General features: G+C 69.6%; 26 protein-coding genes. 5 read left to right on the forward strand and 21 right to left on the reverse strand.

Annotated features, from left to right (window positions below; all coding sequences use genetic code 11):
* Window positions 1-8 precede the first annotated feature (8 nt).
* From AC1DH3_RS16145 to AC1DH3_RS16160, 4 genes are all read right to left on the reverse strand, one after another.
* The gene (locus tag AC1DH3_RS16145; protein WP_476909754.1) at window positions 9-2,957 is read right to left on the reverse strand and encodes an FtsK/SpoIIIE family DNA translocase; all 2,949 of its coding nucleotides are present in this window, start codon (window positions 2,955-2,957) and stop codon (window positions 9-11) included.
* Between the two features lie 245 nt (window positions 2,958-3,202).
* Complete coding sequence (locus AC1DH3_RS16150) at window positions 3,203-4,891, reverse strand: ribonuclease J (RefSeq protein ID WP_476893593.1); 1,689 nt, start codon at window positions 4,889-4,891, stop codon at window positions 3,203-3,205.
* Between the two features lie 59 nt (window positions 4,892-4,950).
* The gene (gene dapA, locus AC1DH3_RS16155; RefSeq protein WP_441419397.1) at window positions 4,951-5,859 is read right to left on the reverse strand and encodes a 4-hydroxy-tetrahydrodipicolinate synthase; all 909 of its coding nucleotides are present in this window, start codon (window positions 5,857-5,859) and stop codon (window positions 4,951-4,953) included.
* A gap of 64 nt (window positions 5,860-5,923) precedes the next feature.
* A complete protein-coding gene (locus tag AC1DH3_RS16160) occupies window positions 5,924-6,376 on the reverse strand; it encodes a hypothetical protein (protein WP_441419396.1) in 453 nt (150 codons plus the stop codon).
* A 127-nt stretch (window positions 6,377-6,503) separates the two neighbouring features.
* On the opposite strand from AC1DH3_RS16160, the gene AC1DH3_RS16165 reads away from it, so the two are divergent.
* A complete protein-coding gene (locus tag AC1DH3_RS16165) occupies window positions 6,504-7,739 on the forward strand; it encodes a heparan-alpha-glucosaminide N-acetyltransferase domain-containing protein (protein ID WP_476909755.1) in 1,236 nt (411 codons plus the stop codon).
* A gap of 63 nt (window positions 7,740-7,802) precedes the next feature.
* On the opposite strand, the gene AC1DH3_RS16170 is transcribed toward AC1DH3_RS16165, so the two are convergent.
* The 7 genes from AC1DH3_RS16170 to AC1DH3_RS16200 form a co-directional block, all read right to left on the reverse strand.
* On the reverse strand, window positions 7,803-8,291 hold the full coding sequence (locus tag AC1DH3_RS16170) for a hypothetical protein (protein WP_476909756.1): 489 nt from the start codon (window positions 8,289-8,291) through the stop codon (window positions 7,803-7,805).
* On the reverse strand, window positions 8,291-9,049 hold the full coding sequence (dapB, locus tag AC1DH3_RS16175) for a 4-hydroxy-tetrahydrodipicolinate reductase (RefSeq protein WP_441419393.1): 759 nt from the start codon (window positions 9,047-9,049) through the stop codon (window positions 8,291-8,293). Before dapB ends, AC1DH3_RS16170 begins: the two co-directional genes overlap by 1 nt.
* Window positions 9,050-9,123: 74 nt before the next feature.
* Window positions 9,124-9,600: a molybdenum cofactor biosynthesis protein MoaE gene (locus tag AC1DH3_RS16180; protein ID WP_476909757.1), complete on the reverse strand. Its 477-nt coding sequence runs from the start codon at window positions 9,598-9,600 to the stop codon at window positions 9,124-9,126.
* Window positions 9,590-10,102: a MogA/MoaB family molybdenum cofactor biosynthesis protein gene (locus AC1DH3_RS16185; protein ID WP_476909758.1), complete on the reverse strand. Its 513-nt coding sequence runs from the start codon at window positions 10,100-10,102 to the stop codon at window positions 9,590-9,592. The genes AC1DH3_RS16180 and AC1DH3_RS16185 overlap by 11 nt, the downstream gene beginning before the upstream one ends.
* Entirely contained in the window at window positions 10,099-10,599 is a 501-nt protein-coding gene (gene moaC / locus AC1DH3_RS16190; RefSeq protein WP_441419390.1) for a cyclic pyranopterin monophosphate synthase MoaC, read from the reverse strand. The genes AC1DH3_RS16185 and moaC overlap by 4 nt, the downstream gene beginning before the upstream one ends.
* Window positions 10,587-11,804: a molybdopterin molybdotransferase MoeA gene (locus AC1DH3_RS16195; protein WP_476909759.1), complete on the reverse strand. Its 1,218-nt coding sequence runs from the start codon at window positions 11,802-11,804 to the stop codon at window positions 10,587-10,589. The genes moaC and AC1DH3_RS16195 overlap by 13 nt, the downstream gene beginning before the upstream one ends.
* 26 nt (window positions 11,805-11,830) lie before the next feature.
* Window positions 11,831-13,429 carry a molybdopterin-dependent oxidoreductase gene (locus AC1DH3_RS16200; protein ID WP_476909774.1) on the reverse strand — a complete coding sequence of 533 codons (1,599 nt, stop codon included), beginning with the start codon at window positions 13,427-13,429 and terminating at the stop codon, window positions 11,831-11,833.
* Window positions 13,430-13,578: 149 nt separating this feature from the next.
* Between AC1DH3_RS16200 and moaA the strand changes: the two genes are divergently transcribed.
* Together moaA and AC1DH3_RS16210 are read left to right on the forward strand one after the other, a co-directional pair.
* Entirely contained in the window at window positions 13,579-14,715 is a 1,137-nt protein-coding gene (gene moaA, locus AC1DH3_RS16205) for a GTP 3',8-cyclase MoaA (RefSeq protein WP_441419388.1), read from the forward strand.
* Between the two features lie 7 nt (window positions 14,716-14,722).
* The gene (locus AC1DH3_RS16210) at window positions 14,723-14,989 is read left to right on the forward strand and encodes a MoaD/ThiS family protein (protein WP_441419387.1); all 267 of its coding nucleotides are present in this window, start codon (window positions 14,723-14,725) and stop codon (window positions 14,987-14,989) included.
* A gap of 18 nt (window positions 14,990-15,007) precedes the next feature.
* Here the strand turns inward: AC1DH3_RS16210 and AC1DH3_RS16215 are convergent, their stop codons facing one another.
* Entirely contained in the window at window positions 15,008-16,141 is a 1,134-nt protein-coding gene (locus AC1DH3_RS16215) for a helix-turn-helix transcriptional regulator (protein WP_476909760.1), read from the reverse strand.
* A 171-nt stretch (window positions 16,142-16,312) separates the two neighbouring features.
* Here AC1DH3_RS16215 and AC1DH3_RS16220 point away from each other — a divergent pair, with 171 nt between their 5' ends.
* Entirely contained in the window at window positions 16,313-16,594 is a 282-nt protein-coding gene (locus AC1DH3_RS16220) for a hypothetical protein (RefSeq protein WP_476909761.1), read from the forward strand.
* Between the two features lie 50 nt (window positions 16,595-16,644).
* Here the strand turns inward: AC1DH3_RS16220 and AC1DH3_RS16225 are convergent, their stop codons facing one another.
* The 8 genes from AC1DH3_RS16225 to AC1DH3_RS16260 form a co-directional block, all read right to left on the reverse strand.
* Entirely contained in the window at window positions 16,645-17,550 is a 906-nt protein-coding gene (locus AC1DH3_RS16225) for an alpha/beta hydrolase (RefSeq protein WP_476909762.1), read from the reverse strand.
* Complete coding sequence (locus AC1DH3_RS16230) at window positions 17,547-18,224, reverse strand: TetR/AcrR family transcriptional regulator (RefSeq protein WP_441419383.1); 678 nt, start codon at window positions 18,222-18,224, stop codon at window positions 17,547-17,549. The genes AC1DH3_RS16225 and AC1DH3_RS16230 overlap by 4 nt, the downstream gene beginning before the upstream one ends.
* Window positions 18,221-19,813 (reverse strand): class I adenylate-forming enzyme family protein, encoded by a 1,593-nt coding sequence (locus AC1DH3_RS16235; RefSeq protein ID WP_476909763.1) that lies wholly within the window; start codon window positions 19,811-19,813, stop codon window positions 18,221-18,223. Before AC1DH3_RS16235 ends, AC1DH3_RS16230 begins: the two co-directional genes overlap by 4 nt.
* Complete coding sequence (locus AC1DH3_RS16240) at window positions 19,810-21,057, reverse strand: branched-chain amino acid ABC transporter permease (RefSeq protein WP_476909764.1); 1,248 nt, start codon at window positions 21,055-21,057, stop codon at window positions 19,810-19,812. Before AC1DH3_RS16240 ends, AC1DH3_RS16235 begins: the two co-directional genes overlap by 4 nt.
* A complete protein-coding gene (locus tag AC1DH3_RS16245; RefSeq protein ID WP_476909765.1) occupies window positions 21,054-21,929 on the reverse strand; it encodes a branched-chain amino acid ABC transporter permease in 876 nt (291 codons plus the stop codon). The genes AC1DH3_RS16240 and AC1DH3_RS16245 overlap by 4 nt, the downstream gene beginning before the upstream one ends.
* Window positions 21,926-22,708, reverse strand: a complete 783-nt coding sequence (locus tag AC1DH3_RS16250) for an ABC transporter ATP-binding protein (RefSeq protein ID WP_476909766.1) — start codon at window positions 22,706-22,708, stop codon at window positions 21,926-21,928. The genes AC1DH3_RS16245 and AC1DH3_RS16250 overlap by 4 nt, the downstream gene beginning before the upstream one ends.
* Window positions 22,705-23,469: an ABC transporter ATP-binding protein gene (locus AC1DH3_RS16255; protein ID WP_476893609.1), complete on the reverse strand. Its 765-nt coding sequence runs from the start codon at window positions 23,467-23,469 to the stop codon at window positions 22,705-22,707. The genes AC1DH3_RS16250 and AC1DH3_RS16255 overlap by 4 nt, the downstream gene beginning before the upstream one ends.
* Window positions 23,470-23,533: 64 nt before the next feature.
* Window positions 23,534-24,733 (reverse strand): substrate-binding domain-containing protein, encoded by a 1,200-nt coding sequence (locus AC1DH3_RS16260; RefSeq protein WP_476909767.1) that lies wholly within the window; start codon window positions 24,731-24,733, stop codon window positions 23,534-23,536.
* Between the two features lie 344 nt (window positions 24,734-25,077).
* On the opposite strand from AC1DH3_RS16260, the gene AC1DH3_RS16265 reads away from it, so the two are divergent.
* Window positions 25,078-25,563, forward strand: coding sequence for a DUF1579 domain-containing protein (locus tag AC1DH3_RS16265; protein ID WP_441419382.1), 486 nt, complete (start codon window positions 25,078-25,080; stop codon window positions 25,561-25,563).
* Between the two features lie 49 nt (window positions 25,564-25,612).
* Here AC1DH3_RS16265 and AC1DH3_RS16270 read toward each other — a convergent pair whose 3' ends face one another.
* Entirely contained in the window at window positions 25,613-26,956 is a 1,344-nt protein-coding gene (locus AC1DH3_RS16270; RefSeq protein WP_441419381.1) for a M16 family metallopeptidase, read from the reverse strand.
* Between the last annotated feature and the right edge of the window lie 34 nt (window positions 26,957-26,990).

The following is a 26,990-nucleotide window of genomic DNA, read 5'->3' on the forward strand; positions in this document are numbered from 1 at the left end:
GCCGCCGGCTACCGTCCGGTCAGCGACCAGGCGTCCTCGGAACCCTCGTCGTCGTCGCCGGGGCCGTCGGCGCCGTCGTAGTAGTCGACGCTCTGGGTGCGGTTGTCCAGGTCGGCGGCCACCAGGTCCTCCGCGTAGCCGCCCTGGGCGATGTTGGCGTTTGCGTTCTCGCTCAGCGCGGCCGTCTGCGAATCGGGGGCGACCGGGCCGTCCTGGCCCTTCATGGCGGCCAGGACCGCGGCAAGGTCGTCCGGCTTGACCAGGACGTCGCGGGCCTTGGAGCCCTCTGAGGGGCCCACCACTCCCCTGGACTCCAGCAGGTCCATCAGGCGGCCGGCCTTGGCGAAGCCGACCCGGAGCTTGCGCTGCAGCATCGACGTCGAGCCGAACTGCGTGGTGACGACGAGCTCGGTGGCCTGCAGCAGGACCTCGAGGTCGTCTCCGATGTCGTCGTCGATCTGCTTCTTCTGCGCCTCAGGGGCAACGTCGTCCCGGTAGACGGCCTTGAGCTGGCCCTTGACGTGTTCGACTACCTTATGGATTTCGGATTCGGTCACCCAGGCGCCCTGCACGCGCATCGCCTTGGAGGCACCCATCGGCAGGAAGAGCGCGTCGCCCTGGCCGATCAGCTTCTCGGCGCCGGGCTGGTCCAGGACCACGCGGGAGTCGGTCACGGAGGAGGTGGCGAAGGCCATGCGGGACGGGACGTTGGCCTTGATCAGGCCGGTGACGACGTCGACGGAGGGCCGCTGCGTGGCGAGCACCAGGTGGATGCCGGCGGCGCGGGCGAGCTGGGTGATGCGCACGATGGAGTCTTCGACGTCGCGCGGGGCCACCATCATGAGGTCGGCGAGTTCGTCCACGATCACCAGCAGGTACGGGTACGGGCGGATGACGCGCTTGGAGCCCTCCGGCGGGTGGACCTTTCCGGCCCGGACCGCTTTGTTGAAGTCGTCGATGTGCTTGAAGCCGTAGTTGGCGAGGTCGTCGTAGCGGGCGTCCATTTCTCGGACCACCCATTGCAGCGCCTCGGCGGCCTTCTTGGGGTTGGTGATGATCGGGGTGATCAGGTGCGGGACGCCCTCGTAGGCGGTCAGCTCCACCCGCTTGGGGTCCACCATGACCATGCGGACCTCGTCCGGGGTGGCGCGCATCAGGATCGAGGTGATCATCGAGTTAACGAACGAGGACTTGCCGGCACCGGTGGCGCCGGCCACGAGCAGGTGCGGCATCTTCGCGAGGTTGGCGACGACGTAGCCGCCCTCGACGTCCTTGCCGACGCCCATGACCATGGGGTGGTCCGTACGGCGCGCGTTCTGGCTGCGCAGCACGTCGCCGAGCGACACCGTCTCGCGGTCCGTGTTGGGGATCTCGATGCCGATGGCCGACTTGCCCGGGATGGGGCTCAGGATGCGCACGTCCGAGCTCGCGACGGCGTAGGAGATGTTCTTGGACAGGGCGGTGACGCGTTCCACCTTGGTGCCCGGGGACAGTTCGATTTCGTAGCGGGTCACGGTGGGTCCGCGGCTGAATCCGGTGACCTGGGCATCGACGTTGAACTGGGTGAGCGTCTCGGTCAGCGAGGCGACGATCGCGTCGTTGGCCTCGGTGCGTTCCTTGGGGATGGAGCCGGGGGTGAGCATGTCCGACGCCGGCAGCGTGTAGGTGACGTCGCCGGCGAGCGAGAGCTGTTCGGTGCGCTGCGGGATCGGGGTGGGCGGCGGCGCCGGGGCAACCGGGTTCGCGGGGACCTTGGGAGCGGCGGCGCCGGCGTTCGGGGAGGGGTTCAGGGATCCGGCGGCGACCATGCCGGGGGTGACGAGCGGGATCGCCTCGGTGGCGTTCTCCGGCGCGGCGCCGGCCGCGGTGCTGCCAAGGCCCTGGGCCGCCTTGATCTTTTCGACGGCGATTTCGGCCTGTGTGGGCCGCCGGACGCCGGGCGCCACGGCCTTGGCGGCCTTGCCGCCTGCCTTTGTGCCGGCGGCGCCTGCGGTCGTTTCGTCGTCGTCGACGACGGCGTGTTCGAAGGCTTCGTCGCCGACGTAGCCTTCCAGCCGGGCGTCGCCGTCGTCGTCCTTGCCGAACAGGCGCTTGCGCTTCTTCTCGGGTGCGGGGGCGTCGTTCTCGTACAGGTAGCTGCGGTCGTGGGCGTCGTTCCCGGCTTCGTCCGGGTAGTCCTGCAGGTCGATGCCCATCAGGTGCTCGTAGGCGCCGCGCAGCCGGGACGGGATGGCGCCGAAAGGTGTGGCCGTGACGATGAGCAGCGAGGTGAAGGCCAGCAGGCTGTAGAGCGCGACCGGCACGGCGGCGTGGATGGTCGCCAGCGGGGCGGCGGCGAGGTAGCCGAGCATGCCGCCTGCGCGGCGGAGCCCGTCGAAGCCGTCGGCGACGGTCGGCTGGCCGCCGATGATGTGCGCCAGGCCGCTGCCGGCGAAGGTCATGATGAGGAAGCCGATGCCGATCCGATTGTTGCCGCGGCCGTCGACCGGCTGGCGAAACAGCCGGAAGGCGCAGACGAAGAGCATCAGCGGCAGCAGCAGGGACATCCAGCCGAAGGTGCCGTTGACGACTCCGAAGACCAGGTCCGGGAGCCAGCCTTGGAAGCCCCACCAGGCGAAGGTGGCAATGAAGACGCCGAGCGCGAGGTTGAACAGGGCGGCGCCGTCGCGGCGGTCGGCCGGGTCGAGGTCGCTGACATCGTGGCCGATCCGGCGGATACCGGCGCCCACCACATGGCCTACCCCCAGCCAGGCCCCGGCCACAATCCGCACCAGCCATGGCTGCCGCGGTTCGACGGCGGCAAGCTGCCGGGTGCGCGCGGTTCCCTGCGGACGGCTGGTCTTGGACGCAGCTGCGCCCGAGCCCCGGCCTGCAGAGCCGCCGGTGGTGCTCTTTGAATTGCCGCGTGAGTTGCCGCTGGAGTTGCCTCTAGGCGCGGAGGAGGTGCGTGTCGCCATACCCGCAACGGTACCGGACGTCGGGCGGAAAACCGCGGATTTCCGGGGCAGGCGGGGATCATGTTGAACCGCCCGGGCGGCTGGTTTCCCCGCCGCCACCGCACCCAGGGGGCTTCCTGGCAACGGAAACGGCCCTCCCCGGCGGCGCCCGCCGGGAAGGCGGTGCCGGCGGGGAGGGCCGTTTCGGTGCAGCTCGTGGGCTGTGCTCGTTGCCGGGCTGTGCTTTTGCCGGGCCGGGCGCGGGCCTACGCCTCCAGGACCACCGGGATGATCATGGGCTTGCGGCGCAGCTTGCGGTTGACCCAGGTACCGACGACGCGGCGGACAACCTGCTGGAGCTGCTGCGAGGTGTGGTCCCGGTTCTGCACGGCTTCCTCGAGTGCGGCGTTGATCTTGGGGATGATCTCGTCGAAAACGGAATCGTCCTCGGCCACGCCGCGGGCGTGGATCTCCGGCCCGGAGACCACCTTGCCGGTGGCACGGTGGATGACCGTGATGATCGAGATGAAGCCCTCGTCGCCCAGGGTCTGGCGGTCCTTGAGGTCCGCTTCGGTGACTTCGCCGACGCTGGAGCCGTCAACGTAGACAAAGCCGACCTCGACCTGGCCGACGACGTCGGCCTGGTGGTCGCGGAGGTCGATGACGGTGCCGTTGTCCGCCAGCAGGATGCTTTCCTCCGGGACGCCCGACTCGAGGGCGATCTTGCCGTTGGCGATCAGGTGGCGCGTCTCGCCGTGCACCGGCATCGCGTTGAGCGGCTCAAGGATGTTGTAGCAGTAAAGAAGCTCGCCCGCGGCCGCGTGGCCGGAGACGTGTACCTTGGCGTTGCCCTTGTGGATGACGTCCGCGCCGAGCTTGAGCAGGCCGTTGATGATGCGGAAGACGGCGTTTTCGTTGCCCGGGATGAGGCTGGACGCGAGGATCACGGTGTCGCCTTGGCCGACGATGACGCGGTGGTCGCCGTTCGCCATGCGGGACAGCGCCGCCATCGGCTCGCCCTGGGAGCCGGTGGACATCAGGACCACGCGGTTATCCGGCAGGTTGTCGATGTTCTTGATGTCGACGAGGATGCCCGCCGGCACCTCGAGGTAGCCGAGCTTGGCGGCGATGGCCATGTTGCGGACCATGGAGCGGCCGACGAAGGCCACCTTGCGGTTGTGGTTCGCGGCGGCGTCGAGGACCTGCTGGACGCGGTGCACGTGCGAGGAGAACGACGCCACGATGATGCGCTTGGACGCCTGGCCGAAGAGCCGGTCCAGCGTGGGGCCGATTTCCTTTTCCGCGGTGGTGAAGCCGGGGACGTCGGCGTTCGTGGAGTCGGACATGAACAGATCCACGCCTTCTTCGCCGAGCTTGGCGAAGTGGCGCAGGTCGGTGATCCGGCCGTCGAGGGGAAGCTGGTCCATCTTGAAGTCGCCTGTGTGCAGCACGGTGCCGCCGGAGGTGCGCAGGAAGACGGCGAGGGCGTCCGGGATCGAGTGGTTGACGGCTACGAATTCGCACTCGAAGGGCCCGAGCTTCTGGACCTGGCCCTCACTCACGATCTGGGTGTTCGGCTTGATCCGGTGTTCCAGGAGCTTCGCCTCGATCAGGGCCAGCGTCAACTGCGAGCCGACGATGGGGATGTCGTTGCGCAGGCGCAGCAGGTACGGGACGGCACCAATGTGGTCCTCGTGGCCGTGCGTGAGGATGACGGCGACGATGTCGTCCATGCGGTTCTCGATGTAGGAGAAATCGGGCAGGATCAGGTCAACGCCGGGCTGGGTCTCTTCCGGGAAGAGGACGCCGCAGTCAACGATGAGCAGCTTGCCGTCGATTTCGAAGACAGTCATGTTGCGGCCAATCTCCCCGAGGCCGCCAAGCGGAACGATCCGCAGGGTGTTCTTGGGCAGTTTCGGCGGCGTGACAAGGCCGGGAAGGGCGGTTTGGGTCATAGTGCACTACTTTCCAGGCGGAGCAGGAGGGATCTTCTGTTCGATCAGGCAGGGCCGGATCAGGAGAAGACGAGTCCTGCTTCCGCCAAGTCCTCGCGGATCGTTTCGATCTCGGCTTCGCCCGGCTCCACGAGGGGCAAACGGACAACCGAGTTGGGCAGGACTCCCTGCCACTTAAGAACTTGCTTCGCAGCAACAGCACCCTGGATATGGGTCATCACTGCACGGACCACTGGGTCCAGTTCGAAATGTATGGTGCGGGCGGTGGCAAAATCGCCTGCAAGTGCGGCATCGATCATCGCACGGAACTGCTTGGTGGCCACGTGCGCCGAGACGCTGACCAGCCCGACGGCGCCGGCCGCCATCCACGGCAGGGTCAGCCCGTCGTCTCCGGAGTAGACATCCAGTTCGGTGTTCGCCATCACGCGCGTGACCGCGGCGAAGTCGGCCTTGGCGTCCTTGAGGGCGATGACGCGGGGGTGGTCCGCGAGCCGGATCATGGTCTCGGGCAGGATCGGCACACCGGCACGGCCCGGGATGTCGTAGACCATGACGGGCAGGTCCGCGGCGTCGGCGACGGCCTCGATGTGGGCCTGGATCCCGGCCTGGCTCGGCTTGTTGTAGTAGGGGGTGACGATCAGCTGGCCGTGCGCGCCGGCCTTGGCGGCCCGCTTGGCCATCTCGATCGAGTGCGAGGTGTGGTTGGTGCCGGTGCCGGCGATGACCTTGGCCCGGTCCCCCACGGCCTCGACGATGACGCGAAACAGCTTTTCCTTTTCGTCATCTTCCAGCGTCGAGGTCTCACCCGTGGTGCCGGAGATTACGAGGGCGTCGTTGCCGTCGTCGACGAGCTTGTTGGCCAGCTCTGCGGACTGCTGATAGTCGACCTCACCGTCGTTGGTGAACGGAGTGACCATGGCGGTCACAAGGGTTCCAAACGTGTAAGAGCGAATGTCAGAGTCAGCCATAGGAAAAACGTTACCTTGTCCGTGGCTTGTTAGGACAATGGCGACGGAGTGATGCGCGTCAAATTCAGCCCTCCCGCGCCGCGTCTGCCGGGGTTCCGGGACGCCCCGGGGGAACGGCGCAGTAGCGGCTCACAGCCTCCTCGCGCAACGCCTCAGCCCAGGCCGAGAGCCGCTGCGCGGCACGGACGTAGTGGAACAGCTCCGTAGGGGTGAGCGCCTCGAGGTCGGTCTCGGCGAGCCGGCGGGCCAGTTCGGCGCCGGGCGCCTGGGCGGACAGGGCCGTCCCTTCACGATGCCACTGGACGTCTTCGGCGGCCTCCCCCGCGACCAGGCGCCGGAAGAGGAAATCCACCACACCCGGGCTCATGGCCTTGAGGACGCCGGTGGTATCTACGGCGCCAGCTGCCTTGAGAGGAGCGGCAGTCTGATGGAAACCGGCCGTCTGGTGGAAACCGGCTGTCTGGTGGAATGCGGCCGTCTGGCGGACTTCGGGGCCCGGCTCTGATGCATTGTTCATGCTGGCCATGTTATTCGAACATATATTCGAATACAAGGACTGCTTTGCCGCTGTACCCGAACAGCCACCCCGGCCGGCGCAGCCCCGGCGACGGGCCGGGGCCGGCGGTACATGAGACGATCAGAAGATGACCTCGCGCGGTATGGCTACGACTTCAAGGACCGCCAGTGCCAAGGCGGCGGCGCCCCGGCTTACCGGCGTCGACGCAGCCCGGGGGCTGGCGCTGCTGGGCATGATGGCGACCCACGTGCTCCCCACCTTCGAAACCGATCCGCAGCTCACCCCGACCTGGATCGGCCTCACGTTCTCCGGCCGCGCGGCCGCACTCTTTGCCGTGCTCGCGGGGATCGGCCTGGCGCTGTCCACCGGAAAGGAGCGCCCGCTGGAGGGCGTGGAGTTATGGGCGGCCCGCCGCGGCATAGCGCTCCGGGCACTCGTCGTGGGCGCCGTCGGGCTTTCCCTCGGCGGCCTGGAGGTCAACATCGCGGTCATCCTGGTCAACTACGCCCTGCTGTTTCTCTGTGTGCTGCCGTTCGTCGGCCTCCGCGCGAAACGCCTCTGGGCCCTGGCGGCGGCCTGGCTGCTGGCAACCCCGGTCCTGGCCTATCTCCTGCGGCCATGGCTGTTGTCCGCCGAACCGCCCCTCCGGCTCGGCCACAACCCCGGCTGGGAGGATCTGGCCACTCCGGCGCGGCTGCTCGGCGACGTGTTCCTGACCGGGTACTACCCTGTGCTGCAATGGCTCGCCTACCTGCTGATCGGCCTGGCGATCGGTCGGCTGGCGCTGGCCAAGGCGGCCGTTCCCTGGCTGCTGCTGGCCGCCGGAACCATCGCCGCGGTTCTCGCCAAGTGGCTGAGCGTGGTGCTGATGGAGGACTGGGGCGGCAGGGCGGCGCTGCAGGAGAAGGTGGGCGATCCGGCCTATCCGCTGGCGAGCCTGCTGCAGGTGAACCTCGCGGGCATCGACCAGTCTGGTTCCGTCTGGTGGCTGGCGTCGAGCGCCCCGCATTCCGGCACCACGCTGGACCTGCTGCACACCTCTGGGGTCGCCGCCGCGGTGGTGGGTTTCTGCCTGCTGCTGGCACGGCTCGCCGACTGGGTGCAGTTGGACCCGCTGCTCCCGCTCCGCGGCGCCGGCGCCCTGACCCTGAGTCTGTATACGGCGCATGTGTGCCTGATGGCGTCCCTGTACGGACACCCACTACCCGCCGGGTGGAGCACGGAAGGCGTTTACTTGGCCCAGGCGGTCGCCGCGCTGGTCATTGGCGGCGTTTTCGCGGCACAAGCCTGGCGCGGACCGCTGGAATGGGTGGGCCACGCCGCGAACCAGCTGGGCCGCGGCCGCTGGGCACGGTCACGCTAGGCCCGGGAAACGGCTAGCCGCCGTCGTCCGCCGGCCGATAGCGACCCGCCAAGGTCCGCCCGGCTAGGCGCCGGTGTCCGGTGACCCGGCGCGGAAGAGGCGGACGGCGTCGCGCATCGAGGCGCGGGCGCGCTTGCGGTCCCCCGCGGCGTCGTAGGCGCAGCTGAGCCGGAACCAGGAGCGCCAGTCCCCCGGGGCGGCCTCGGCTTCCGCCCGGTATTTCTCGAACTCCAGATCCGCCGCCTCGCGGATGATCCGGCCGGCAGGCGTGCGCGGCAGGGTGTCCTCCGGCAGGCCGCCTTCGGCTTCCAGGATCTTGGCCAGCCGCTCGGTCCGGGCCCCGAACAAGAGCTCCCGTACCAGCGCCCAGGCCCCGACGATCGGCAGCAGCAGATAGGCCAGACCGAGGGCCTTCGCCACCATGTTCGAATCGGAAAGCAGCAGCACCGAGCGCTGCAGGGACACCACCAGGTAGAACACCAGCAGGAGCGTCACCGCGCCCACCCAGATCTTGGTGCGGTTGGCTTTGAAGGACGCCAGGAGGCTGGCCATCAGAGGCCCAGATCCAGGTAGCCGTCCAGGCCTACGGTGAGCCCCGGGTGCGCCGCGACGTTGCGCACCCCCAGCAGGACGCCGGGCATGAAGGAGGCACGGTCGAAGGAGTCGTGGCGAAAGGTCAACTGCTCCCCCGGCCCGCCCAGCAGGACCTCCTGGTGCGCCACGAGGCCGCGCAGCCGGACGCTGTGGACGCGGACGCCGTCGACCTCGCAGCCGCGCGCGCCAGGGCGTTCGCTGGTGGTGGCATCCGGGCTGGACGCGACGCCGGCGCCGGCGCGCTCGGCGGCGATCAGCTGGGCGGTGCGGACGGCGGTGCCGGAGGGGGCGTCCACCTTCTCCGGGTGGTGCAGTTCAATGATTTCAACCGATTCGAAATAGCGGGACGCCTTCGCGGCGAACGCGGACGCCAGGACCGAGCCGAGGGCGAAGTTCGGGGCGATGAGGACGCCAACGCCGGGCTGGCCCGCGAGGTTCGCTTCCAGCCGTGCCAGCCGTTCCGCGTCCCAGCCGGTGGTGCCGACCACGGCGTGCATGCCGTGTTCGACGGCGAAGCGGACGTTCGCTTCGGTGCTCTCGGGCACGGTCAGGTCGATCACGATGCGGGCGCCGGAGTCCACCAGGGCGTCGAGGGAGTCGCCGCGGCCCAGGGCGGCGACGAGCTTCAAGTCTTCGGCGGTTTCCACGGCTTTGACGGCCTCGGCGCCCATGCGCCCGTTGGCGCCCAGGACGGCGACGGCGAGTTGTTCGGTCATGGCATCAACCCTACCGCCGTGGCGCTTCCCGGCTGGAACCGGGACCCGTGCATTACCCGCCCCGACCGCGGCTCCTACCCGCCCGCGCCCACCCACTCGACGGTGCCGTCGGCGAAGAATTGTTCCTTCCAGATCGGAACCTGCTCCTTGATCCGGTCCACCAGTTCGGCGCAGACCGCGAAGGCTTGTCCGCGGTGCGCCGCGGAGACGGCGCAGACCAGGGCGGGATCGCCGATCTCCAGCGGGCCGGTCCGGTGCGCGGCCCAGATCCGGACCGGCTGGCCCGGCTGGCCGGGCTGGCCCGCCCCGGCCGCCGACTGCTCGGCGACGAGTTGCGCGACGACGTCGGCCAGCACCTGGTGTGCCGTGGGATGGGCGCTGTAGCTGAGCCGCTGCACGGGCTTGCCGCCGTCGTGGTTGCGGACGACGCCGCTGAAGCTCACCACGGCGCCGGCCGTGTCCGATTCGACCGCCGCGATGGCCTGGTCCACCGAGATGGGCTCGGCGCTGAGGACGGCGTGCACGATTTCAAAGGCGGATTCAGTGTCCATGGCTGCCTTCCAGCTGGTCGCAGAGGTGTCCGATGATCGGGTCCAGCACGCCCAGGCCGTCCATGACGCCCTTCGGGGATCCGGGGAGGTTGACGATGAAGGTGCTGCCGGCGGCGCCGGCGTGGCCGCGGCTCAGCATGGCGGTGGGCGTCTTGGCCGTGCCCGCGCTCCGCAGGCCTTCCATGATGCCGGGGATCTCCCGGTCCAGCAGCGGCAGTGTCTGTTCCGGGGTGGCGTCGGTGGGGCTGAGGCCGGTGCCCCCGCTGGTGATGATGACGGCGGGGTGCTGGGTCAGCAGCGCCCGCAGGGCTGCACCGACGGGCTCGCCGTCGGGAACTACCAGCGCGGGAAACGGCTCGAAGCCGTGTTCGGTCAGCCAGTCGACGATGACGGGGCCGGTGAGATCTTCATAGATCCCGGCCGCGGCGCGGGTGGAGGCGATCACGATGCCGGCCTTCCGGCCGGTGGCTTCGCCGTGGCGGTGCGGTTCGGTGCTGCTCACAGTGTCCAGTCCCCGCTCTTGCCGCCGCTTTTGGCCAGCACCTTGATGTCCGTCAGGACTGCATGCTTGTCCACGGCCTTGATCATGTCGTACACGCTCAGGGCCGCCACGGAGACAGCGGTGAGGGCTTCCATCTCCACCCCGGTCACACCGCGGGTCTTGACCGTGGCGAACACGGTGACGGACTCGGCTGCGAGCTCAAAATCGACGGTCACCTTGGTGATCGGCAGCGGGTGGCAGAGCGGAATCAGGTCCGGGGTCTTCTTGGCAGCCAGGATTCCGGCGACCCGCGCGACGGCCAGCGCATCCCCCTTGGGCAATTCACCTGCACCGAGCAGGGCCAGGACCTCCGCGGTGCTGTTGACCGTGGCGGTGGCGGTGGCCTCCCGCGTGGTCTCGGCCTTGTTGGACACGTCGACCATCTGCGCGGTGCCGTCCTGCCGGAGATGGGTCAGCACGGGCTTGTCTGGGGTATCTGCTTCGTTCACAGCATCCATACTTCCACCTCGTCGCCCTCGGCGAGCGCCGCGGTTCCCACCGGAAGCTGAACGAGGGCATTGGAGTGTGCCAGGGCGTGCACCAGATGGGATCCCGCGCCGCCTTCCAAGCGGACGGTGCCGTCCGCGCCGAGGGTGCCACGCCGGACCTGGTGCTTGGACTCGGGGGAAGTCAGTGCTTCGGCCAGCCGGGCCCGGACCACGGTCCGCGGCGCCGGCGAGCCGAACAGTTCGGCCAGCACGGGCCGCAGGAACATTTCGAAGGAGACGAGGCAGCTCACCGGGTTCCCCGGGAAGCCGAGGACCGGCACGCCCTCGAAGGTGCCGATGCCCTGCGGGCCGCCCGGCTGCATTGCCACGCCGCCGAACTCGACGTCGTGGCCCGCCAGTGCCTGCCGGACCACCTCGTACGCTCCCTTGCTGACTCCCCCGGTGGTAATGATCAGATCCACCTCGGCCGCGTGCCGGCGCAGCAGGGATGCCAGCTCCTCGGGGTTGTCGGCGGAGATGCCGGTGCGGGTGACGTGGAGGCCGGCCTGGCGGAGGGCGGACTCGAGCAAGGTGCCGTTCGCGTCGTAGATCTTGCCGGGCTGCAGCGGGTTGCCCGGTTCCACCACCTCATCGCCGGTCGTCACCAGCAGGACCCTCGGAACGGCGTGCACCGGCACCTGGCTCAGGCCCAACGCGGCCAGCAGTCCCAGCTGGCCGGGGCCCAGGAAGGTTCCGGCGGCCAGGGCTGGCTGCCCGGCGGCAATGTCGCTGCCGGCGTCGCGGACGAAGGTACCCGCCGGGGTCGCGGGCAGGCGGACGGTGGCGGCTTCCCCGGGGGCGGGGAAGGAATCCGGAACGGCCTGCTCAATGGGCACGACGGCGTCTGCCCCGGCCGGGATCATGGCCCCGGTCATGATGGGCGCGGCTGTGCCGGGGGCCAGTCCGGCGGGCTGTGCGCCGGCCGGGACGGGATCCGCGACGCGCAGTTCGGCGCCGCCGTCGGGCACGTCGGCGCTGCGGATGGCAAAGCCGTCCATCTGCGAGTTGGCGAACGGCGGGAGGTCCAGCGGGGCAGTGATCCCGAGGGCCAGTCCGCGGCCCAGCGCCTCCCGGAGCGGCACGGTGTCGACGCGGGCGGAGAGCGGCGCCAGCAGCGCCCGGACCTTGTCCCGGTGGGCTTCCACGGTTACGGGCCTGTTGGCGGTGCGGCGCATACGTTGTTGACCTTTGGCTCGGCTGGCTAGGACTTCACGTCCACTGTAACGGTGTGGTAGCCGGTGGCCCCGCTGGGCGCCACCGGGGCGCGCTCCTCCGCCTGCGGGACGCCGTCGAGGTCGGTGGCGCGGACCTGCACCTCGTACTGTCCCGGGCCCAGCGGCAGGGAGAGCTTCCACTGGCGCCAGGTGTCTGTGGAGATCGCGGCTGCCAGTTCGGCCTGCTTCCACTCACCACGGTTCACCCGCACTTCCACCTTGCCGATGCCGCGATGCTGGGCCCAGGCCACGCCGCCGAAGTCCACCGTCCCCGCGTTCACGCTCCGGCCGGCCCGCGGCACGTCGATCCGCGACGATGTCTTGATCGGTCCGCGCTCGCTCCAGCCCCGCGGGGTCCAGTAGGCGACGTCGTCCGCGAACCGGGTGATCTTCAGTTCGGTGACCCACTTGGTCGCCGAGACGTAGCCGTAGAGCCCCGGCACGACGAGCCGGACCGGGAAGCCGTGCTCGAGCGGCAGCGGCTCCCCGTTCATGCCCACCGCCAGCAGTGCGTCCCGGGTGTCCGTGAGCACCTCCAGCGGCGTGCCGGCGGTCCAGCCGTCCGCGCTGCGGGAGAGCACCATGTCCGCTCCCGGTTTCGGCCCGGCCTGCGCCAGCAGTTCCCGGACCGGCCAGCCGAGCCAGCGCGCGTTGCCGATCAGGTCACCGCCCACCTCGTTGGAGACGCAGGCGATGGTGATGTACCGCTCGGTCAGGGGCTTGGCCAGCAGGGTGTCGAAGTCCAGCTCGATCTCGTGGTCCACCAGGCCGGTGACTTTGAGCTTCCATTCGTGCGGATCCACGAGCGGGACACGCAGGGCGGTGTCGATCCGGTAGAAGTCCTTGTTCGGGGTGACCAGGGGGTCCAGTCCCGCCAGGGACAGCTCGGCTCCGGCGGGTATCGGCTGCGCACGGGACGCCGGGCCGGGCAGGACCAGCCTGCCGCGCAGCTCCACGACGGCCGCCGCCGCGCCGCGCAACGTAGACGCAAGCACCCCGCCCACGCCCGCGATCGCCGCCGTAACCGCAAGGGACTGCAGGAAGCGGCGGCGGGCAGGGCGGCCGGCCGGTTCGTGCCTGGTGACCTCGGCCGGTTCGCCATCTGCGGCGCCTGCCTCAGCGGGGCCTTCCGCTGCGGGGCCTTCCGCTGCGGGGCCGGCGTCGAACCAGTCCTTGAGCCGGCGGATTAGCCACCGCAGCAGCACCATGCCCAGCGCGGCGGCCAGCAGCGGGACGGGAACGGCATTGGCGCTCCCCTCGGCCCGGGTCAGCACGGCCGCGACGCCCACCAGGCCGAAGACGGCGATCACGGCCAGCCCGGCGAAGCGGCGGCGCCATTCCAGCACCCCGGCCAGTGCGGCCAGCGCCGCGATCACCAGCGCCATCCCGCCGAGCAATGCCAGCTTGTCGGCCGTGCCGAAGAGCGAGATGGCCCAGTCCTTGACGCCCGGCGGGACGGCGTCGATCACCGCGCCGCCGACCGCCGTGACCGGCGAAACCGAGGGGCTGAGCAGCCCGGCCGCGAGTTCGCCCAGGACGACGCCGGCCCCGACGGCGGCCACCCCGGCAGCGGCGGCCCACCACAGGGTGCGCCGCGGGGCGGGCTGCGGCGTTCCGCTGGGGGCCGAAGAAGGAACGGCCTGGGACGTGTTCACGCTTCCAGCATAAGTTCGCAGGCGTCAGTTCGTTGGCTCCGGGGCGTGATGCCTGGCCCGCAGTGGCGTAGCCTGACTTTATGAGTGTTCAGCTTGGCATGCCCCAGCCCCGTGCGGAAAGCGGCCCCGGCCCGAACGTACCGGCGCCGCAGCCGGCCGGGCGCCCGGCCGGAATGGCTCCCGGGCTGGTGGACCGGTACGGCCGCCGCGCCACCGACATGCGGCTCTCGCTGACGGACAAATGCAACCTCCGCTGCAGCTACTGCATGCCGGCCGAAGGCCTCGAATGGCTGTCCAAGCAGGCCGTCATGACGGCGGAGGAAATCGTGCGGATCGTGCGTATCGGCGTCGAACAGCTGGGGGTCCGCGAACTCCGGCTCACCGGCGGCGAACCACTGGTCAGGGCGGACTTGCTGGATATCATTTCGGCCCTTCGCCAGGCGCACCCGGACCTGCCGATCTCGATGACCACGAACGCCGTCGGGCTGGACAAGAAGGCCGCCGGGCTGAAGGCAGCCGGGCTGACCCGGATCAACGTCTCCCTGGACTCGCTGCACGAGGAAACCTTCACCCAGCTGACCCGGCGCCCGTTCCTGGGCCGAGTCCTCGCCGGTGTCGACGCCGCCTGGGCCGCCGGCCTGGGGCCCGTGAAGCTCAACGCCGTGCTGATGCGCGGCATCAACGACGCCGAGTCCCCCGCGCTGCTCGCCTGGGCCCTGGGCCGCGGCTACGAACTGCGGTTCATCGAACAGATGCCGCTCGACGCCGACCACGGCTGGACCCGCCGGAACATGATCACGGCCGCGGAGATCCGGGACCTGCTCTCCGTCGACTACGTGCTCAGCGCCGATCCGCGGGAGCGCGACGGTGCCCCGGCCGAGCGATTCGAAGTCCGCGCCCGCGTGCCGGGCACGGACCAAGCCACCGGCCCGGTGCTGGGCACCGTGGGGATCATCGCCTCGGTCACCGAACCGTTCTGCGCGGACTGCCGCCGCACCCGGATCACCGCGGAGGGCAAGATCATGAGCTGCCTCTTCTCCCGCGAGGAGACCGACCTGCTGGGGCTGCTGCGCGGCGGTGCCAGCGACGCACAGCTCGCCGAGCGCTGGCAGGATGCCATGTGGCTCAAGCCCAAGGCCCACGGCATGGACCACGTCGGACTGGACGCCCCGGACTTCGTCCAGCCGGACCGCAGCATGAGCGCCATCGGAGGCTGAACCACCCGTGAACGTACGCTACTTCGCTGCCGCGCGCGCTGCCGCCGGCATGGACGAGGAAAAGTTCGAGCTGCCCGACGGCGCCACGCTGGCCACCCTGGTCGAGGCGGTCCTCGCTGTCGAACGCCCAGAGCCGCCCGCCGGCACGCCGCCGCTGGCACGCATCCTCTCCCGCTCCAGCTTCCTGCTCAACGAGGTGGCTGTCCGTAATACTGCCGCCGTCCTGGGCCCGGACGACGTCGTCGACGTGCTGCCGCCCTTCGCCGGCGGCTAGGCGCGCCCCACCTGGTCATCACTGTCCGTCAGCTGCTGCCGCAGCCGGAGGCGACACGGCCGCCGCTCCAAGGGCCAGCCCTAGCAGGGCGCCCCGGCTCCGTACACCGCAGGCCAAGAAGAGTGCCTTGAAAAGGTCCTGCACGGTATAGGGGCGGATCTGCAGTGCGGCTGCCAGCTCGGAGGTACTGAGGCCGCCCGCGGAGAGCCCCAGCAACCGGTGCTGCTGCGGCGTCAGGGCAAAGCAGCGCGCGAACGCTTCCAGCCGGTCCGCCGCCGGGCATTCCTGGATGGTCACCGCGAGCGAAGGCGTTGCCCCCGTCCCGGGGTCCATCCGGGTGGAGCGCAAAAGAGCCCAGCCGCCGCGCCCCACCGGTACGCGGGACATCGCCGGGTGGTCGTCCACTCCGGCTTCCTCCGCCAGGAGTTGGGCGGCGACATTCAGGACCTCGGCGGGGATCCCTTCGTAGGGCCGGGGCCCGCGCTGCAGCAGCCCCAGCCAGTCGGCGGCCGAAGCCGTCTGGCCCCGCACGGCGAGCCGCTCGTCGAGGACGAGCACGGCCTGGGGCGGCAAGGGCTTAGCGACGCCCGCCCGGGCCGCGGCACCGACGTCGACGCCCTGCCGCCATTGTGCCGCCCGGCTCCGCCGCAGGCCTGCTGCCACCAGCGGAGCCGCCGTGGCCAGGAAATCGGTCTCCGGCTCGGAAAACGCGCCTTCATCGTCGCCACGCCACAAGTCGAGCCAGCCCCAGCACCCTTGTTTATCGGCGAATACCACGGACAGCACGTCCGTCACGCCGTAGCGCCTCAGTAGCCCATTCCAGAGCCGGCTCCGCGCCGGCTGCCCTCCCGTGGCCAGCAGCAGGGTCGTCGCCGGCCGGCGCTGACCCATCAAGGAGGTCCAGCGGGCATCCGCCGTCAGGTATTTAAGCCGGATCAGTTCGGGCAGTTCTTCCGGGCAGGGAATCCTGGCCATCGGCGAGATACCGGTGGCCGACTCCGGGTCTGACAAGGGCCAGGCATAGGCGCTGAATGGCACAGTCCTTCCGAGTTCAGCCAGTAATCCCCGGCGCAGCTCATGGTCATCCAGCACGTCCCGGCAGAGGTTGCCGATGCGTTCCAGACTCCGGCTCAGCGCCCAGCTGGTGGTCATGACATCAGTATGTACCTTGGGCATCGCCTTCTGAATCGACCGGCTCAAGGGCGCTCCGGACCCCGGCGCGGCCCTGGCGGCCTCCCAGATATCTGGGATACCGCGGGCCGGCCCGCGGCTCCTACCGTGGAATATCCCGCAGCCGCAGAAGAGACGTTAGGAGGACTCGAGATGTACACCTTGCAGATTGAGCACAAGATCAAGGATTTCGACTTGTGGAAGACAGCGTTCGACCGTGACCCCGTCAACCGTGCGGAGTCGGGGGTTACCGCGCACCGCATCAGCCGGCCGGTGGACGATCCGCAGTACGTAGTGGTGGAGCTCGACTTCGGGCAGCGGGTCCAGGCGGAAGCCCTGCTGGCCAAGCTGCAGGATCGTGTCTGGAATTCGCCCGCCGCGGCCCCGGCACTGCAGGGGACTCCGACAACCCGGATCCTCGAGTCCGCCGGCTGAGGCGCGGCTGCCGCCCTTCGCCGGCGGCTAGGCGCCGTCCACAGGCTCCCTCAACTGCCGGCCAGGGCCTCCCGCACGCTTTCGGCCACGGCCGCGGCGCCGGCCTCGCCCATCACGATCGTGTAATGGTTGACATCCGGCACCTCCCGGACCCGCAGGGACGGCAGCTTCGCGGCCCAGTCGTCCAGGTAGCCGGGCGCGTAAAGGGCGGCCGGCTCGTTCAGCAGCCCGCGCGGCGCCCGGAGGACCACGGTGTCCACGGCGAGTTCGGCCAGCGCCTTGAGCAGCGAGGCGCCCCGGTGCAGTTCCGCGGTGTCCTCGGCCATCGCCTGATAGCGCGTGGCGGGCCGCAGTTCCGGCTCCTCGCCGGTGAGGTCGTAGTCAACGTAGGCTTCCACGAGCGGCCCCCAGCCGGCGCTGAACGCCGGGTGCTGCCGCCAGAAGGACCGGTACACCTCGCGGCTAGGGAACGTGGCGTTGAGGCGCTCGGCAGCCGGGCCGAGCACCGAGGAGATGAGCTGCTCGTCGGAAATCCCCTCCGGGACCTGGAGCGGCAGTCCGCCGTCCACCAGCACCAGGGAGCGGACGCGCTCCGGGAACAGGTTCGCCAGGACGAGCGAGGCGAAGGCGCCCATCGAATGCCCCACGACGACGACCGGCCCCGGGGCCAGCGCCGCCAGCACCGCGGCGAGGTCCTCCGCGTGCGAGGGCATCCCGTACGGGGCGGGAAGAGCATTGCTGCGGCCGCGTCCGCGCAGGTCCGGGGCGATGATCCGGACGTCGGGCAGCGCCTCGGCCAGGTACGGCCAGGCCTTGTGCGAGGCGGTGACCCCATGGACGGCGAGGATGGTCGGGGCGTCGGGTTCGTCCGGGCCCCAGATGGCGGTGTGCAGCGTGCCGCCGCGGACCTCCACTTCGGCGGTGCGGTACGTGTCCTTGCTGGCTGTCTGGGTCATGGGGCTGTCCCTTCCTGGGGCGGTGTGGGGTTCGCGGCCGTTCCTGGCGCGGAACCGGGCGAGGGCGCAAGGGCCCGTTCGATGAACTGCATCATCTCCTCGAAGACTTCTTCGGGTACGTCGGGCCGGGCGCCGGTGGCGGGTTCGGCACCCTCCTCGTCCCAAAGGACCCAGCGCATGCCGATCAGCTCACCGATGCCCATCAGGGCCCAGGCCGCGACGGTGGGGTCCATCTCCCGGACCTCGCCGCTGAGCTGGGCCGCCTTCAGGCCCTCGATGTAGCCGTTCACGACCCGGGTGTAGTGCAGACGCAGCGCGCCGGGCGAGACGAACTCGGCCTGCCGGATGATCCGGTACAGGGCGGGGTGCTGCGCGGTGAAGCGGAAGAAGGCCCGGAAGCCGGCCCGTTCCGCCTCGAGCCGGGTACCTGCGCTCTTGGCCGCATCGGTCATGGCGTGCCGGACGCGCCGGTTCAGGTCCTCGACCACTTCGTCGAAGATGGCCTGTTTGCCGTCAAAGTACAGGTAAAAGGTGCCGAGGCCGACGCCGGCCGCCTCCGTGATCTTGACGATCGAGGCTTCGTGGTAGCCCACTGAGGCGAAGACGGACTCCGCGGCCTCGAGCAGCTTGGCCCGGGTGCGGGTGCCGCGGGCGGTGCGCGGCGCGGCGCTCATGCCCGTCCCCCTGCCGCGGAGCCGCGACCGGCCAGGTCCTGGCGCAGCTTGGCGCGGAGTACCTTGTTCAGTGCGGTGCGTGGCAGCGCTGGGACCAGCTCGATCCGGGCCGGGACCTTGAAGCGGGCCAGCTGGGAGGCGCAGTGTTCCAGCAGCTCCTGCTCGTCGGTGGCCATCCCGGGACGGACCACGACGAAGCCCATGCCGCTTTCGCCCCAGCGTGCGTCCTCCACCCCGACGACGGCGGCCTGCGCCACCGCCGGGTGGCCCAGCAGGGCGGCCTCGACCTCGGCCGGGGCCACGTTCTCGCCGCCGGAGATGTAGATGTCCTTGAGCCGGTCCACGACTTTGATGTACCCCTCGGCGTCGCGCTCCACCAGGTCGCCGGTGCGCAGCCAGCCGCCGGCGAGGACGGCAGCCGTGGCGGCGGGATCGCGGAAGTAGCCGGCAAATACGCCCGGGCCCCCGACCAGCAGCTCGCCGCTGGCGGCGCCGTCGAGGATTTCTCCGGTGACCGGGTCCGCCACGGCGACGGCGACGTGCGGATACGGCTTGCCGGAGTAGCCCACCATCCGTTCGGCGTCCTCGTTCGGCAGGCACAGCACATTGGGCGAGGCCTCCGTCAGGCCGTAGCCCTGGCTCAGGGCCACTCCCCGGCGGTGCCAGATCCGCAGCAGCGGCGCCGGCATCGGCGCCCCGCCCACCACGGCGTGGCGCAGGCTGCCGAGTTCGGCCCGGGCAAAGTCCGGGTGTTCGGCCAGCATCAGGTACTGGGTGGGGACACCCATCAGCATGGTCACGCCCCGCTCGGCGATGAGCTGCAGCACGCGGCCCGGATCGAACCCGCGTTCCAGCACCACGGTGGCGCCGACCCACCATGCCAGCAGCGGCTGGATGTTCCAGCCGCCCACATGGAACTGCGGGAGCACGGCCAGCACCACGTCATTGCTGCCCATGTCCAGGGTCCGCGAGAGCGAGAGGTTGTTCCAGAAACAGTTGGCGTGGGTCAGGACGGCGGCCTTGCTGGCCCCCTCGGTGCCGGAGGTGAAAATCATCAGCAGGGCGTCGTCGTCGCGCACGTCCCGGCGTGGCGCGCCGGCGTCGGCCGAGGGCGCCGGCCGCACGCGCGAGGGCAGCGGGACGGCCCTTTCGACGCCGCCGGGGCCCAGGGCAGCGGTCCGCGGCCGGTGCGGCAGCAGTGCGCACGCCGCCGCGGCGAGCGAGTCGAGCTCGCCTTCCACCAGCAGCAGCTGGGGCTCGGCGAGTTCGAGCTGCGCCGCGAGTTCCCGGGGCGAGAGCCGCCAGGACAGCGGGACCAGGACCAGCCCGGCCTTGGCACAGGCAAAGAAGGCCACCACATGGTCCGAGCTGTTGCCGGTGAGGCTCGCGATCCGGTCCCCGATCGCGTAACCGGCGGCACGGAACCCGGCAGCAAGAGCCGAGGCACGGCGTTCCAGCTCGCTGTAGAGCAGGGTGCAGCCGCGGTCGTCGATGGCGACCCGGTGCGGCGTGGAAAGGCTGCGGTCGGTGGTCCAGCGGCCCAGGGTGTGCAGGCCGTCGGCCTGGTTCGGACCGGTCGGGTTGCTCATGCGGCGTCCTCCAGGATGTTTTGGGGCGTCTCGATACCGCTGCTGCCGGCACGGGTGCCCCTGCGGCGCTGCGCCAGCCGCTCGGCGGTTCCGGCGAGGCCGCCGGGGAGGAAGAGCACCACCAGGATGAAGAGCGTGCCGAGGATGAACAACGGTTCTGACAACGGTACCCGCAGGATGTCCGGAAGGGATTTCACGGCCTCGGAGTTGGCGAGTGTCGTAAGCCGCTGGTCGAGGATGGTGTAGAACACGCCGCCGACCACAGCGCCCCAGCGCGAGCCCACGCCGCCCAGGACCACCATCACCAGCAGCATGATGGTGAGGTCCGAGGAGATGGCCCGCGGCACGGCCCCGCTTTGCAGCAGCAGGAAGACCATGCCGATCACGCAGACCAGGATCGCGGAGAGAACGAAGATCAGCAGCTTCACGAGGTATGGCTGCAGGCCCAGGACCCGGACGCGCAGTTCGTTTTCGCGCACGGCGGCCGCGGTGTGACCGGCCCGGGAGGACTGCACCCAGGTGACGATGACGAACACGGCAACCAGCACGGCCAGTGCCAGCCAGTACAGGTTGCGGGTGTTGACCACCCCCACCAGGAAGTCCGGCAGGTTGTCGGTGCGCAGCGTCATACCCTCGTCGCCGCCGGTCCGGCCGTCGGGGTTACGGCCGACGATCACCGAGCCGGCCTGGGCGAACGCGAGCGTGACCATGGCGAAGGGGATGCCGCTGACGCGCAGGCTGATGCTGCCCACCACGTGGGCCAGTACGACCACTATCAGCAGCGTGAGCCCCATGGCCGGCAGCAGCGGGATGTCCAGGTTCTGCAGAATGATCGCCAGGCCATAGACCCCGGCGCCGAAGTAGAGCGCGTGCCCGAAGGACAGCAGCCCGGCAACGCCGAGGAGCAGGTGGTAGGTCAGGGCGGCGGCTGCCATCAGCATGCACATGGCCAGCAACTGCAGGGACCCGGGCGTGTAGCTGGGGCCGGGCAGCACGCCTGGCAAGGAGATGTTCAGCAGCGGAAGCAGGACCAGGAGCAGTACTCCGGCTGCGCCCGCGGCCCGCGCTGCGAGGCGGCGGCCCGCGGGGACGGGGCGTGCGCCGTCGGAAGGGGTGCGGGGTCCTCCCTGCGCGGCGGCTTTCCGGCTCTGGCGGGCGTCGGCGCCGTCGGCCGCCGGCTGTCCTGAGTTGGTGCCGTCGATGTTGGTGCCGTCGGTGCTGTTGGGGTCAGTTTCGGTGGTCATGCGGTTCTCCCAAGCAGGCCGGTGGGACGGAACAGCAGCACGAGGGCCAGCGCCAGTACGACGACGAAGTCACCGGTGCCGCCGAGGTAGAAGTTGGCGAACTGCTGCAGGATAGCGACGGCGACGGCGGCGATGGCCGCGCCGGTCAACGAGCCGAGGCCGCCGATCACCGTGACGATGAAGGCGAAGATCAGCAGCGAGCCGCCGAGCATCGGTGAGACGTAGCCGAAGTAGTGCGAGGCGAGAACCCCGCCGAGGCCCGCCGCCGCCCCGCCGATGGTGAAGACGAGGGTGAAGGCCTTGCGGACGTCGATGCCGAGGGCGGTGACCATGGACCGGTTTTCGACGCCTGCGCGGATGATCATGCCGTAGCGGGTCTTTTTGAGGAAAAACACCAGCGCCAGCAGCACCAACAGGGCGGCGATGATGCAGACGAAACGGTCGTTGGGGACCCGCGCGCCAAGGATGTCGGTAGTGTCCTTGAACCACGCAGGGCCCTGGATGTACACCGGGTCGGTTCCCCACGTGCCGTCAAACAGCGCGACGGCGGCGAGGGACAGGCCCAGCGTGACGAGCACCTGCTCGATGTGGCGCTGGTAGAGCCTGCGGATCAGGACGAACTCGGTGAACGCGGCAAACGCAGCGCCGGCGGCGGCCCCGACGACGAGTGACAGCAGGAAGATTCCCCAGTTGTCAGAGCCGGCACGGCGGGCCATTTCCCAGCCGGTAAAGGCACCCAGGGTCAGGAAGGCGCCGTGCGCGAAGTTCAGCACCCCCATTAGCCCGTAGATCAGGGACAGGCCGGCAGCAACGAGGAAGTACAGTGCACCCAGGCCGAGGCCGGTGAACAACAGCAGGACGAGGGTGCTCACAGGGCAGCGCCTTTCTCGGCGGGGTCCGCGGCGGGTTCCATGGCGGGGTCCCGGTGAGACGCGGTCTCGCTGGAGACACCCAGATGCCGTTGGATCAGCACCGCGTCATCGAGGAAGTCGAGGGCGCGGCCGGTGTGGACCACGCGTCCGCCGGAGAGCACGACGGCGCCCTCGGCCAGCTGGCGGACCACGTGGAGGTTCTGCTCGACGAGCAGGATCGGGACGGTCCTGGCTGCCTCGGCCAGGGTCTCCGCCACCTCACCGACGATCTTGGGAGCGAGGCCCTTGGTGGGCTCGTCGACCAGCAGGATCTTGTTGGTGTTCAGCAGGGCCCGTGCCAGCGAGACCATCTGCTGCTGGCCGCCGGACAGCGTCCCGGCCATCTGGGCGGAGCGCGCCAGCAGGTCCGGGAAGAGTTCCTCTACCAGTTGCCGGCGCGGGGCGGCATCGCGTTCCGCGAGCCGGAGGTTCTCCGCGACCGTCAGCCCGGAAAAGACCTCACGGTCCTCCGGGACGTAACCAACACCGCGCTGAATGATCTTGAAGGTCGCTTCCTTCTCTATCCGTTCGCCGGCCAGTTCGACAATGCCCGCGCGGTCGATCAGGCCGATGATGGCCTTGATGGTGCTGGTTTTCCCGACGCCGTTGCGGCCCAGCAATGCGGTGATTCCGGTCGCGGGGACGGTGAAGGACACATCCTCCACCACCTGCTGCCCGGCGATCCTGGCATTGAGGCCCTCGACCCGCAGGATGGGCGGGGCTTCGGCGGCGGGGCTCATACGGGTTCTCCGAGGTAGGCGCTTTGCACGGTGGGATCGGCCATAACGGCGGCCGGGCTGTCCAGGGCCAACAGGCTGCCGTGGTGCATCACGGCCACCCTGTCCACCAGGCCCAGCACGACGTCCATGTGGTGCTCGACCATCATCACGGTGCAGCCGCGGTCCCGGTGCATTCCCCGGATGATCGCGGTGAGGGACGGGACGTCCCCCGACGCCACCCCGGCCATCGGTTCGTCGAGCAGGACGACGGCGGGATCCGTCGCCAGCAGTACGGCGATTTCGACCTTGCGCTTCTCGCCGTGCGAGAGGTCCCCCGCCGCCGTCGTGAGTTTGCCGGTGAGGCCGACCTCCGCGATGGTGCCCCGCGCGATCCGGGTGGCCTCGTCCGACGCCGACGGAAAGCGCAGAACGCTGAAGCTGCCGCCCAGTTTCGCCTGGGCCGCGAGCCGGACGTTCTCCAGCACGCTCAGCCGGGGAAACAGGTTGGAGGTCTGGAAGGTCCGTCCCAGCCCTGCCTTGGCCCGGCGGTGGATAGGCGCGGCCGTGATCTCCCTGCCGTTCAGCGTAATGCTGCCCGCGGTGGGCCGCAGCACGCCGGAGATCAGGTTGAACAAGGTGGTCTTGCCGGCCCCGTTGGGGCCGATGACGCCGATCATCTCGCCGGCGCCGACGGCGAAGCCCACATCCTGGAGGATGCGCGCACCGCCGATCTGCAGACCAAGGCCATCCACCGCAAGGGCGGGCAGGGCTGGGGTTGTCATACGGTTCCTTCGTTTCTCGCGGTCTGGTCCGGGGAAGGGTGCCTGGCCCCAACGGGCCGGGCGGCTACTTCTTTTCCGGCGGCGCGACCGTGTCGCCGGGAACCACCTTGACGAGCTCGGGAGCCCAGGTGGCGCCCTTCTGGACCAGCTTGGCCTGGTACATGTCCTGGACCAGGGCGTGGTCCGACGCGCGCACGGTTTCCTTGCCCTTGGGGCCATCGAAGCTGAAGCCTTCGAGAGCCTTGACCATGGCGTCAGGGTCCGTCCCGCCGCCTTCCTTGATCGCCTGGGCGATCAGCTGGCCAAGGACGAAGCCGTCCGGGGTGAACAGGTCGGCCTTGTGGCCGGCCTTCTCGACGGCGGCGATCATCTTCTTTTCCACCTCGGTGCCTGAGGCACCCGGGAAGTAGTGGCTGAGGAAGCTGATCTTGGAGCTCGCCGGGCCATAGGCGCCGAAGCTGGACGCGTCGCCCAGGCCGGTCACGACGGGGGCGGCGTCGAAGACGCCCTGCTGGCTCAGTGCCTGCCACATGCTGCCGGTGGTTGCCCCGGCCCAGGCCACGAAAACCATATCCGGCTTGGTGTCGAGGAGCTGACGGGCAAACGGGGTCAATTCCTGGTTTTCCGGGACCAGGACCGAGCCAACAGTGGCGCCCTTGGCTCCGAGGACAGCCTTAACGGCGGCGACGTTGCCCTGGCCGAACGCGTTGTCCTGCGCAAAGACGACGACCTTCTTGCCGTTGGTGTTGATAAAGGTACCGGCGGTGGCGACGTCCTGCAGGCTCTGCCGGCCGGAACGGAAGGTGTACTTGTTAACGCCCTGGATGGCGTCGGTGGCCGCTGCCCCGGAGATGTATAGCACCTTGTTCTGCTGGGCCTGCTCCGCGAGCTTCACGGCGATTCCTGACGACGCGGTGCCGCCAATAATCTTGTAGCCCTTGCCGATCATGTCCTTGGCGGCGGTGACGGCCTTGTCCGGGTCGCCGGCGTCGTCCGCGTAGGTCAGGTTGATCTTGGCGCCGTTGATCTCGCCGGTGCCGCCGGTCGCGTAGTCAATGCCGGCCTGGAGGCCCTCGTAGTAAGTCGCCCCGTACGCCGCGAGCGGTCCGGTCTTGGAATAGATGATGCCGACGTTGACGGGCTCGGCTTTGCCGGCACCGCCGGAGCCCGCCGGCGCAGCCGACCCGGCGGTGGGCGCACAGGCGCTGAGGGCGAGCCCCGTGGCCATCACGGCGGCCATCAGGAACTTCTTTGTATCCGTCACGGGATGCCTTTCGTTGAGAATCCGCGGAATCTCAGCAGGAGATCCGACAGGAGGTAGCAGCTGAACCTGAAAGGTGATTCAGATTACGGCAAACCTATGATGCGGCTCACACCATGTCAATGGGATTCGGGGCAGCCCCGGTAACGAAACGGCAACTTTCCGGCGCCGCGTGCGTCAACGGCCCTCCCGCAGAAGGGTGCGGAACATCCGCCACTCCCCCGGATCCGGAGCGGGACCGTCGAGCCCTCCCCCGGATCCCAATCGGGTCCGATCCTTTACAGCCGCGGGGCACGGCGTGATGATGGTGGCGGGGCCAGCCGAAGCGAAGCCCAGTCGGAGGAAGCATGGATCGACCGCTGCCAGGCAGCGCACACGAGGCCCTTGAGGCATTCCTGGGGCAATGGAGCGGCACCACCCAGTGGGAAGCCACCGCCTGGGGTCCCGCCCGGGCCGCCGCGGCCGAGGTCGTTTTCGCCCGCGCCGCAGCCGGCCTGGCTGTGACCATGAGCTACCGCCATACCGGCGCCGACGGCGCCAAGACCGAGGGCGTCGGGGTGTTCACCATGGACCCCGACCATCCCGATACGCTTTGGTACCACGTCAACAGCATGGGCCTGCCCCCGGAGGCGCCCGCCCGGGCCAGCTGGCACGACGGCACCCTGACCATCGAACGGCGCAGCGACCGCGGTACCGCCCGGCACACCCTGCGGGTTGAGAACGGCCAGCTGACGCACTCCGCCGGGCTGCGGCTAGGGAGCGCGAGCGACTTCAGCCCTTTCATGACCACGGTGTGCCGCCGCGTCCCGGAGCCCGCGCCCGTCGCCGCCTGAGCTGCGGGAGGATCGGCAATTACCCCTCCCGAGCTGCGGGAGGACCGGCTTAGAGGCCGAACGTCTCGGTTTCCTCGAAGGGACCTACCACCGTGACGGTCCGCGGGGCGGCCGCGAGTTCGCGCGCCAGCTCCTGGACCTCGGCCGCGGTGACAGCTTTGATCTGCCGCAGGGTCTCATCGATGTCCTGGTACTCGCCGGAGACCAGTTCGGCGCGGCCCAGCCGGGACATCCGCGAACCGGTGTCTTCCAGGGCCAGGACGATGCCACCGCTGAGCTGGCCGACGGCCTTGCGCAGTTCCTCTTCGGAGATGCCGCCCTCGGCCAGTTTGTCCAGCTCGGCGCCGAGGAGCTCCAGGACCTGCCGGACCTTTGACGGCGTGCACCCGGCGTACATGCCGAAGTAGCCGGCGTCGGCGTAGGAGGAGGCGAAGGAGTAGGTCGAGTACACCAGGCCGCGCTTCTCGCGGACCTCCTGGAACAGCCGCGATGACATGCCGCCGCCCAGCACGGCGTTGAGCACGCTCATCACGAAGCGCCGGTCATCGGTGGCTACCAGGGACGGGCAGCCCATGATGATGTTGGCCTGTTCCACCGGGCGCTTGACCACGTGCAATCCCGCGGTGCCGGTGATCGAGGCGCGTTCGGTGGAGCGGCGCTGCACGGGGGCGGCGTCGTGTTCGAGTTCCCAGCCGGCGGAGTGCAAAGCGTGCACCACGAGTTCGCAGACGACGTCGTGGTCCAGTCCCCCGGCGGCGGTGATGACCAGCTCATCCGGTCGGTAGTAGCGGCGGTAGTGGTCCCAGACCGAGTCGCGGGCAACGGCGCGGATGGCATCCGGCGTGCCGCCGATCGGGCGGCCGAGCGGGTGCGTGCCGAGGACCGCGGCGACGAAGTGTTCGTGCGCGACGTCGGTGGGATCGTCGCTGTCCATGGCGATTTCCTCAAGGATGACGTCGCGCTCCTGCTCCATCTCCTGCGGGTCCAGCACGGCGCCGGTGATCATGTCCGCGATGACGTCGATGGCCATCGGAAGGTCCGTGTCCAGCACCCGGGCGAAGTAGCAGGTGCTCTCCTTGGCGGTGGCGGCGTTCGATTCCCCGCCCACCTCGTCGAAGGCGGAGGCGATTTCCAGCGCGGTGCGCCGCTTGGTGCCCTTGAACAGCAGGTGCTCCAGGAAGTGGGTGGAGCCGTGCTGCCCGGGGGCCTCATCACGCGAGCCGACGCCGACCCAGAAACCGATGGTCGCGGAGCGCTGCCCCGGCATTGCCTCGGTCAGCACCCGGACGCCGCCGGGCAGTACCGACCGACGCACCTGCGAGCCGCCGTCGGCTCCGTGGATGAGGGTGTCAGCGTGCTGGTTCTGCTCAAGCGGCAGGGGTACGACAGTCATTAAGGCCTTTCAATAAAACCGTCACGGGAAACGT

Source organism: Arthrobacter sp. 05L428 (assembly GCF_056397665.1).

Excerpts from the sequence above, each read along its gene's own strand:
- AC1DH3_RS16250 (WP_476909766.1), bottom strand. The coding sequence starts at position 22,708 with ATGAGCCCCGCCGCCGAAGCCCCGCCCATCCTGCGGGTCGAGGGCCTC.
- AC1DH3_RS16215 (WP_476909760.1), bottom strand. The coding sequence starts at position 16,141 with ATGACCACCAGCTGGGCGCTGAGCCGGAGTCTGGAACGCATCGGCAAC.
- AC1DH3_RS16170 (WP_476909756.1), bottom strand. The coding sequence starts at position 8,291 with ATGGCCAGCCTCCTGGCGTCCTTCAAAGCCAACCGCACCAAGATCTGG.
- dapA (WP_441419397.1), bottom strand. The coding sequence starts at position 5,859 with ATGGCTGACTCTGACATTCGCTCTTACACGTTTGGAACCCTTGTGACC.
- AC1DH3_RS16225 (WP_476909762.1), bottom strand. The coding sequence starts at position 17,550 with ATGACCCAGACAGCCAGCAAGGACACGTACCGCACCGCCGAAGTGGAG.
- AC1DH3_RS16230 (WP_441419383.1), bottom strand. The coding sequence starts at position 18,224 with ATGAGCGCCGCGCCGCGCACCGCCCGCGGCACCCGCACCCGGGCCAAG.
- dapB (WP_441419393.1), bottom strand. The coding sequence starts at position 9,049 with ATGACCGAACAACTCGCCGTCGCCGTCCTGGGCGCCAACGGGCGCATG.
- AC1DH3_RS16160 (WP_441419396.1), bottom strand. The coding sequence starts at position 6,376 with ATGAACAATGCATCAGAGCCGGGCCCCGAAGTCCGCCAGACGGCCGCA.
- AC1DH3_RS16270 (WP_441419381.1), bottom strand. The coding sequence starts at position 26,956 with ATGACTGTCGTACCCCTGCCGCTTGAGCAGAACCAGCACGCTGACACC.
- AC1DH3_RS16145 (WP_476909754.1), bottom strand. The coding sequence starts at position 2,957 with ATGGCGACACGCACCTCCTCCGCGCCTAGAGGCAACTCCAGCGGCAAC.
- AC1DH3_RS16240 (WP_476909764.1), bottom strand. The coding sequence starts at position 21,057 with ATGACCACCGAAACTGACCCCAACAGCACCGACGGCACCAACATCGAC.
- AC1DH3_RS16195 (WP_476909759.1), bottom strand. The coding sequence starts at position 11,804 with ATGCGCCGCACCGCCAACAGGCCCGTAACCGTGGAAGCCCACCGGGAC.
- AC1DH3_RS16265 (WP_441419382.1), top strand. The coding sequence starts at position 25,078 with ATGGATCGACCGCTGCCAGGCAGCGCACACGAGGCCCTTGAGGCATTC.
- AC1DH3_RS16165 (WP_476909755.1), top strand. The coding sequence starts at position 6,504 with ATGACCTCGCGCGGTATGGCTACGACTTCAAGGACCGCCAGTGCCAAG.
- AC1DH3_RS16220 (WP_476909761.1), top strand. The coding sequence starts at position 16,313 with ATGTACACCTTGCAGATTGAGCACAAGATCAAGGATTTCGACTTGTGG.
- AC1DH3_RS16180 (WP_476909757.1), bottom strand. The coding sequence starts at position 9,600 with ATGGACACTGAATCCGCCTTTGAAATCGTGCACGCCGTCCTCAGCGCC.
- AC1DH3_RS16255 (WP_476893609.1), bottom strand. The coding sequence starts at position 23,469 with ATGACAACCCCAGCCCTGCCCGCCCTTGCGGTGGATGGCCTTGGTCTG.
- moaC (WP_441419390.1), bottom strand. The coding sequence starts at position 10,599 with ATGGATGCTGTGAACGAAGCAGATACCCCAGACAAGCCCGTGCTGACC.
- AC1DH3_RS16235 (WP_476909763.1), bottom strand. The coding sequence starts at position 19,813 with ATGAGCAACCCGACCGGTCCGAACCAGGCCGACGGCCTGCACACCCTG.
- AC1DH3_RS16150 (WP_476893593.1), bottom strand. The coding sequence starts at position 4,891 with ATGACCCAAACCGCCCTTCCCGGCCTTGTCACGCCGCCGAAACTGCCC.
- moaA (WP_441419388.1), top strand. The coding sequence starts at position 13,579 with ATGAGTGTTCAGCTTGGCATGCCCCAGCCCCGTGCGGAAAGCGGCCCC.